General features: G+C 44.2%; 5 protein-coding genes. 2 read left to right on the top strand and 3 right to left on the bottom strand.

The features are described from left to right. Positions 1–97 precede the first annotated feature (97 nt). Positions 98–1,807 (top strand): pyridoxal-dependent decarboxylase, encoded by a 1,710-nt coding sequence (locus tag GKR71_RS09370; protein WP_230085053.1) that lies wholly within the window; start codon positions 98–100, stop codon positions 1,805–1,807. A gap of 78 nt (positions 1,808–1,885) precedes the next feature. On the opposite strand, the gene GKR71_RS09365 is transcribed toward GKR71_RS09370, so the two are convergent. From GKR71_RS09365 to tamA, 3 genes are read right to left on the bottom strand one after another with little or no spacing between them, the layout of a single operon-like run. Then, a complete protein-coding gene (locus GKR71_RS09365; RefSeq protein ID WP_036949002.1) occupies positions 1,886–2,233 on the bottom strand; it encodes a gamma-glutamylcyclotransferase family protein in 348 nt (115 codons plus the stop codon). Between the two features lie 3 nt (positions 2,234–2,236). Beyond that, on the bottom strand, positions 2,237–6,007 hold the full coding sequence (tamB, locus tag GKR71_RS09360; protein ID WP_154634205.1) for an autotransporter assembly complex protein TamB: 3,771 nt from the start codon (positions 6,005–6,007) through the stop codon (positions 2,237–2,239). Further along, positions 6,004–7,746, bottom strand: coding sequence for an autotransporter assembly complex protein TamA (gene tamA, locus GKR71_RS09355; RefSeq protein WP_036948997.1), 1,743 nt, complete (start codon positions 7,744–7,746; stop codon positions 6,004–6,006). Before tamA ends, tamB begins: the two co-directional genes overlap by 4 nt. A gap of 133 nt (positions 7,747–7,879) precedes the next feature. Between tamA and msrA the strand changes: the two genes are divergently transcribed. Then, positions 7,880–8,509 (top strand): peptide-methionine (S)-S-oxide reductase MsrA, encoded by a 630-nt coding sequence (gene msrA, locus GKR71_RS09350; protein WP_154609411.1) that lies wholly within the window; start codon positions 7,880–7,882, stop codon positions 8,507–8,509. The last annotated feature ends 8 nt before the right edge of the window (positions 8,510–8,517 follow it).

Below are 8,517 nucleotides of genomic sequence, written 5' to 3'. Positions count from 1 at the left end.
TGAATTAGTCAATTTGATATTATTTAAATCAATATAGATTCAGGTGTAGAGTATTTACATAAATCATTAATTGTATAAATGTAAATGGGAGTCTAGCGTGAATCAATCAGAGCTTCTTGCTCGCCAAAGTGCGAACCTACTCACACCTGAATTCGAACAGCAGTACCACAATATTGTGACGAACTTTTTTAGCCGCGATCCGAATAAATGGCCTATTTTTAATGACCCAAAAATCCAAGCTATCACCCAATTTCGTAAAACCACACTCGCAGACAGTCAGCTAATTAATCAATATCCAAATGGCGCTCAGTGGTTCAATCACCTGGCGCAGCAATCCCATGTCCAACAACAAATTAATTTACCAGGAGATCAACAAGATACCCTGCTAGCTTTTGCTTCCGCATTATGTAAAAACTGGGAAAACCCGTTGTCCGTCGAAAACGTGATTGCGATGCCTTCAGACCCTGCATTATACGGCTCTATGCTAGGTCTTTTAGGCAACCCCAACATGGTTTATTGCGAATATTCCGGCGTCGCCGATTCCATGGAAAAAACGGTGATTAAGCAAGTCGCTAACTTAATTGGTTATGATGAAAATAAAGCGTCTGGATTGTTCACTCAAGGCGGAACCATGTGTAATTTATATGGTTACCTATTTGGCATTCGCAAAACATTAAAAGATTCTCGCCAACTGGGTATGTCTGTGGATCAAGACTACCGGATTATCAACTCCCAAGGCGGCCACTACTCCAATATGACTAACCTTTCATTACTGGGTGTGGATATTCAAAACAAAACCATTCGTATTAAAGTCGCCTCGGACAACACCATCGACTTGCATGACTTAGAGCAACAGATCCGCGCCTGTTATACCGTTCACTGCAAGATCCCTGTGATCTTATTAACCGCAGGTACCACTGATACCTTTGGTGTCGATGAAATAAAGCAGGTTTACGAGCTGCGAAACCGCCTGTGTGAAGAGTTTGAAGTAACAGAAAAACCGCATATTCATGTGGATGCAGCGGTCGGCTGGCCAATTATTTTCTTTATTAATTATGATTTTAATACTAACCCGCTTGCTATCAATGAAGCCACACTGTTTGGGTTACGCCACACGGTAGAAAAATTCAAACAACTTAAATATGCAGATTCCATCACGATCGACTTCCACAAATGGGGCTATGTTCCTTACACCTCGAGCTTAGTGATGGTACGTGATGGCAATGATTTCAAAGCCCTTGAAAACTCACCTGAAAACTTCACGTACTTTGAGCATGATTTAGAAGGGCAAACTCACTTGCAATCCACCATTGAGTGTAGCCGAAGTGGGGTTGGGATCTTTGGTGCCTATGCAGGACTGCATTATCTTGGCATTGAAGGGTACCAAACCATTATTGCTCACTGCCTGCAAAATGCTAACTACATGCGCAACCAGTTAATTGAAATGGAAAATGCCGCAGTCATGGTGCCTCAAAACCAGGGGCCTAGTGTTGGCTTTCGCCTTTATTCCCCTAAATTGAATGCGGATCCACAGGATATTTTTAACTATGAATTAAGTTGCGCTAGCGATAAAGCCGCTTATGAAACCATGATTAGAAATAGCAAATGGCACCGCAACCTGTTCTTAGCTCGCGGTAAAGCCGGACTATTCACCAATTGGGTGGATTCCATCGCCTGTTCGACTTATGCGGAACATAACCGCTTTGTTTATATACCGGGTGAAAAAGCGGTCTTTATGAACCCAACGACAGAACGCCATCATATTGATGAGTTTGTAAAAATGCTCAAAGCCATGAGCCACGCTTAACATCCATAAAAAACGCCGACCACTGAATCTTCAGTGCTCGGCGTTTTTCTTGATGACTCATTACAGATGAACTACTGATTACTCTTCTTCATGGCGCTTTAGCCAATCACCACTTTTGATTTGAGGTAGGCCTTCAACTGAGTGTTTATAGAGATAAATCCACGCATTACCGTAAGGTGTTGGAATTAACTCACGCTCATAATCTTGTGAATTTTTCTTCAGTTCGTCTAACTCAGTCAGAATAGACGGATTGATGCGATAAACTTCGCATTCAATCGAGCCATTCCCTCTGACAACCGCTGGATAATATCCAAGGTCATACAGTTCATAGCCTTCTAGCTTATGCTCACCTAGCAGCTGAGCATAAGTCATCCAGTGATGATTCCCTTGCTTGCGCCTTAAACTGCCATAAACAATGATACGCATATATTAAAACTCGAATTGATAAAGCAGGTCCAAAGCCTGATTAACGCCAGAGACTGCTTCTAAAAACAGTTTCGGCATGACCCTATAGCGTAAAGTGAGCGTCGCTAAAGAATCAAATATGCCAACTCCATACTTAACTTGCAAGTCGTTCGTAATTTTCCCACTCACAACCACTTTCGAACTGTCACCCACACCTTGGGTATCGACGGCTAAATCTGATACACCAAATGTTTCACCAATTTTACCCACCAGCTGACCGCTTTGTGCAACGCCCAATCCAATCAGCATTGAAGTCATTTGTGATCCATTCGCATCCCCGCTATCGAGCCCTTCCCCTCTTAACAGATAGGAAAGCGCCTCTTGCTGGGTTTTTGCGGGCTCAGAGAATATCTCAACTTTTGGTTTATCGGCAAGTCCTGTGACCTTCACACCGGCAATCACATCATCGGCCGTGTTTTCAGGATTACGAATTGCTTCTAAATTTAAGAACGGTTGATCAGCAGGTCCCGAGAATTGAATCAGCCCTTTACGCACTATCAAGTCTTGCCCATAAGCGCGGAAACGCCCTGATGGAATATCTACCTGGCCATTTAAGCTTAATCCTTGTTTATCCTGAGCAACTTTTAATAACCCAGTTAACCGAGCTTTTAATCCGAATGCATCCAGACGTACATCGTTGCCAATATTAATATTCAAATTGGTTTGGATTGGGATCGATTGCTGTTTCGGATTGATCGGTTTTAGCTGGTCATCCAGCATCACCACATCCGAAGACGCACTCACCGCAGATTCAGGTAATTCTTGCACCGTAATACGCGCCCATGGAATAGTGACGCTACCATTTAAGGTCAGCAATTTCGGTGACGCTTCCAGAATCAAATCTGGCTGCACATCAATTTTGATCATTGGCGGCAGAGAAACTCGTAAGTTATTCCCTCTCGCCAGTACTTTAGCTCGCCATGCATCAATGTTGCGCCAATCCGCATCACCATCAATATTTAGGTAACCCTCTGGCGTTTTGATCTGCCCAGTCATGACTGAACTGGTGCCATTAAAGTTAATCGCTAATTGGCTATTTTGAATATCAAACGGGATCAACCCAGACTTCACTTCTAATCCAGATAATGTGACATTACCGTTCATTAGCGGGTTATGCGCCGAACCACCGACACGTAGATTTGCATTCAGGTTTCCATTCGCAATATCTTTTTCGCCAAGTAACGGTTTAATTAAACCTAATGTAATGGCGTTAATTTCAATGTTGCCGGAGAGTAAGCGCTTTCTTTCGAGGTCAGAAATTTGCACATTACCTTTAAATTGGCCGTTGTCTGCAATCTTCAACAACCAATTCAGATCCGCCCGACCATTCTTCATACCCGCATTTAATGTCAGCGTATCAAACGCGATAGGTAAACGTGCACCATCAATAAACTGAACGACTTTGACCCCATCACCGCTCAAGTCAACTTTCACTTGCGGCAGGCTACCATCCGCTTTCCAGATGGCATTTGCACGCCCGGTGAATACCCCATTTACGCGAGTATCACTTGGCATAAACGGTTTGATCATCGCAAGGTCAAAACGTTCTAATACAATATCAGCGCTACCACTTTTACCCGCTTTAACCGGCTTCGGTACACACACGCGAGCATTCGGGTTGACCCAGCAATGGCTACCAATGACCACTTCTTGCGTGGTGTTATTGTAGTTCAAGGACATGGCTTGATTCAGGCGCCATTCCCCAACCTCAGTATCAAATAAGGTATTGCTTAAGTTACCTTTCCACACTTGTGTTTGGCGATCAAAGCCCCCAGCTAGCGCGAGCTGTCCAGAAACGGGTTTCCCTGTCACATTCAGTTTTAACGTATGCTGTTTTTCAGTCCCTTTAGCATCTAGCGTTAGGTTACTAATGGCTAAATCCGCTTGGCGCAATCCACGCACCACCACAGATAAATCACCTTTGATTTGGTCACCCGTTGCCACATTACCTTTAATGGTGGTGGTCTCAACAGTTAAATCTTGCCATCTCACGCCACGCGCCGTTAAATCCGCCAGTGCTTGTGGGGCTTGTAAATCACCACGAAGTTTTAAATCCCCGATGATCACACCGCCTAGTCCAGGCACTAATCCATTCAACGCTGGAGCATTAATTTTGGCATCAAGGTTCCATTTATCCGCTAAAGAGCCCTTCACATTCACACTGTTTTTGCCCAGCAAGAGATTAAAATCTGGGATATTCCATTGCCCTGCGGCATTTCCTTTAGCTTGCCCACGCGCCTTTAAGATGTGTTGTTTAACATTACCATCTAAGGTGATTTCAGGGATCTCTAACTGCCAGCTTCCACCATATAGGCTGCCTCGCGTGGCAATTTTCCCTTCAACTTTCGCTGGCCATTCTGGATATTGCTTCGCTGTATTAATACCTGATAACGTCAGCACCATATTCCAGCTAATAGCTTTACTCCAATCCGCCACCCCTGATAGGTCTGCATTACCTTGCAGCGCAGATAAGCGTAAACGGGTTAAATCAATTTTTTCCTCGTTCCCTTTCGCATCTAATAATAACTTAGATGGCGGTAGGTCTTGTCCCGTGATGGCTGAACGTAATGAAAGGTCATAGCTAGAAGGGCGACCATTTAATCGTAAGCGAGTGTCATCAAGCTTATATTGGCTTTCTCCCACCAGCGGCCAAGTTAATTTTTTGCTTTCTAAAGTCAACTCAATCGGAAAATCTGCCTGCGCTAAATCGGTCTGAGCTTCTAGTGTCGCCGTAATTGGACCATTCAGATTCAATGCCAGCATCAGCTCATCCATCAGCCCACCTTTAAGCGTTAAATCGACTTTCTGTCCATTTAAATCTTCAAGGCGGCTTTCACCAATAACGGATAGCGCGACTGGCCATTTTTCTTGCAAAGAAATCGATCCAGAAACCGCAACATTACCTTGCGGTGCATCGACTTTTAGCTGCTTTAATAAAACATTCTGCCCTTCATTTTCTAACTTCAAATTCAGGCTATTAATCGTAATGTCCGTGTCGCCTTTTAATTGGAAATTAGAGGCACTGATCCCCTCAACATTCAGGTCAACCGGTAGGATAATTTCAGGTAGCTCCGCTAATAGCGGCTTAGAAAATAACGTTTTAAGCTGATCACCAAGGGACGGCGGCTCACCTTCAGGCACGACGGGTTCAACTGGTTTTGGCGCCTCAGCCGGCTCACTAGGCGGTAAGCTTATAGCAAGGTTAATAATATCGGTTGGCGTGATTTCGATAGCTCTTTTTTGCCATGTGATCCCTGTGGCGAATTTGTCGAGATCAATCACAGTGCCATCGACATTAACATGAGTATCAACCAACGCTAATTGAGCCAAACGAATGGTTAGCGGTGCATTAAGTTCTGTTAGCGGCTCAGAAGGCGGAGTTTCTTCAGACGGCGGGAATTGGCTAGTATCCACATTCACCATCACGCTTTCTGTTGATAAATCATCAATGCAGACTTCACGGCTGGTCAGGCACTTTAAACGTAATGCAAGGTGGATTTTCTTCGCATCCACATCCACACCTGGCATTTGGTACTTCACGCCAGAGAGCGTTAAATCGTTAATATCACCATCAATGGAGCCAATAGTCAGTTCAGGTACAAAACGTGTGGCGGAGTTCAACGCAAAATGCAGACCCGATTTGGTACCCAAAACCCAATACAGCGCACCAACGACCAGAACTAACAATAATAAAATGGTGATTGCAATCCACTTTAGCCATTTCATCCATTTCATAGTTCTGTCCCCAATCCGATGTAAAACTGAATTTTGTTATTATCTGGGTCACCAATAGGCTTGGCTAAATCAAATTTAATCGGTCCAACTGGAGAAACCCAACGGATCCCCACACCGGCGCCAGTTTTAAAATCACTATTTTTGAAATCATCTACCGCTTCGCCACTATCAATAAAGGTGGCCCCCCACCAGTTACCCGTGAAATTATATTGATATTCGACGGATCCAACTGCCAGCTTAGATGCCCCGGTGAGCTTGCCGCTACTATCTTCTGGGGAGATTTTTTGATAACCATAACCACGGACACTACCGTCACCCCCTGCGAAGAAACGTAAGTCTGGCGGGACTTTGTCAAAGTTATTGGTTTCAATCCAACCAAGGTTTCCACGTACGACAAATCGATGTCCTTCCCATGGAGTACGGATCCACACATTCTTGGCTTGTAATACCAGGAAGTCGATATCCGAACCCCATATTTTATTGGAGTAATCGATAGAATAGCGCTGACTATCACCCCAGGTTGGCATCACTCCACCTTTTTGACGAATTCGGCTGACGTTTGCCCCCGGATAAAGCAACATCGTGGTGTTGGTCACATCCGCTTGGGTAAAGTTACTCAACATCCAGCGCATATTCACGCCATACTGCCAACCACTTGAATAATCCCAATTACGAGACACGTTCAGTGTGGTGGTATTCGATTGAGTATCGTTCAAATCCGTGCGTTTAAACCCACCTTGAATCGCATAATATTGCTCTAGAGGGTTTGCTTTGAGTGGAATTTTATAGCTGGCATCAATCAGCTGTTCCGGCTGAGAGAGACTAATGCTGGAGGTTAAACTTTGTCCCCGTGAGTTAATCCACGGCTTGTTCCATATCGCTTTTACGCGAGGCCCCACATCGGTCGCGTAACCACCACCCAACTCAAGGAAATTTTGCGCTCTTGGGATCATGACCCCTTCCATGGGTAATAGATCCGTATGCTCCTCACGAGCTTTTTGAATATTCGGCGTGACTAGCGCAGAGTTGAACCATCCTGTTGATGCTAAACGTTGGTTATATTCTGCAAGCTGTTCTGACGTGTAATATTCCCCTTCTTTAAAAGGAGAAAGGTTTTCGAGGTAATCCTTGCGAATTTGCGAGCCTTCAAAGGTTAATTTACCAAAACGGTAGCGTTCACCACTGTTAAAATCAAAATCCCAATAAGCAGCATGATGATCAACAGAAATGCCTAGCTGGCTTTTTTCCATCATGGCATCGAAATACCCTTTACGGATAGCTAGGCTGCTAAATTTACCTTTGAAGTCTTCATAGTCACCATCATTTTGGATGATGCCATATTTTGGCGTGCTTTTTTTCAGCATCTTGGCGTAATCAGGGTCTGTTTTCGCTCCCCCTTCTAACACCACATTGACACCTTGTAGAAGAATAGGCTCCCCCGGAGAAACCTTGGCCGTCAAAATTGAACGTGCTGGCGGGGTTTTCTCTTCATAGCTAAATTCTACTGTAGGTTCATAATATCCCAGTGGTTTTAACCCTTCACGAATCGCTTTTTCTACTCGAGCACGAAAACGTCCATTTGCAACGACTTCATCTTGTGAAATATTAGAAAGCTGAATACGGACATTCTGGTTGAGTTGCCCTTCAAGCCCTTCAATATTAAGGCGTAGATTCGCAGCAAATACCGCTGGTACCGCCGTTGTTAGGCATACTACACAAAGGGTAAGATATTTCGACACGCCTGCTCCTAGGGTGATAGACAATTTGGCTTATTATTCAACAACGACTTATTTTGAGTAAAATAGACCACTGACACAAGTTTTTATCCCAATTTTTACTTTATTTCTATACAGATTGTATTTAGGAATCGTTATGACTTTTAATCAATTTCAGTCCGATAATGAATTTCAAGCACTTCCGGGGCGTCACTCGTCAATGGCGTTGTCACCTTACCATGCAGTGACCCATCATTCGATTGAGATTATTCCTAAGAATATGGAAATTGCTTATTTTGCAATGGGTTGCTTCTGGGGTGTGGAACGATTATTTTGGCAACAAACGGGAATTTATACGACATCCGCAGGTTACAGCGGTGGTCTCACACCGAATCCAACCTATGAAGAAGTGTGTACCGGATTAACCGGACATACTGAAATCGTTCGCGTGGTTTTTGACCCTGAAATCATTTCATTTGCTCAGCTGCTAACGCTATTTTGGGAAAATCACGACCCAGCCCAAGGCATGCGCCAAGGTAATGATATTGGTACCCAATATCGCTCCGCGATTTACACCGTGTCAGATGAACAGTATCAACTGGCGATGCAAACCCGCGAAGCTTACCAACTGGCGATGGCTGAAAAACAAGATAACCGCCCGATCACCACCGAAATTCGACCACTCGAAACCTTCTATTTTGCGGAAGATTATCACCAGCAATATCTGTATAAAAATCCCAACGGCTATTGTGGGCTTGGTGGCATTGGGGTCTGTCTTCCATCTTGAATGACATT

Origin of the sequence: Providencia sp. wls1922 (assembly GCF_009706505.1) — a bacterium.
GTDB classification, from domain to species: domain Bacteria; phylum Pseudomonadota; class Gammaproteobacteria; order Enterobacterales; family Enterobacteriaceae; genus Providencia; species Providencia lanzhouensis.
Note: the sequence above shows the minus strand (reverse complement) of the source record. Positions and strands in the feature narration are given on the sequence as shown.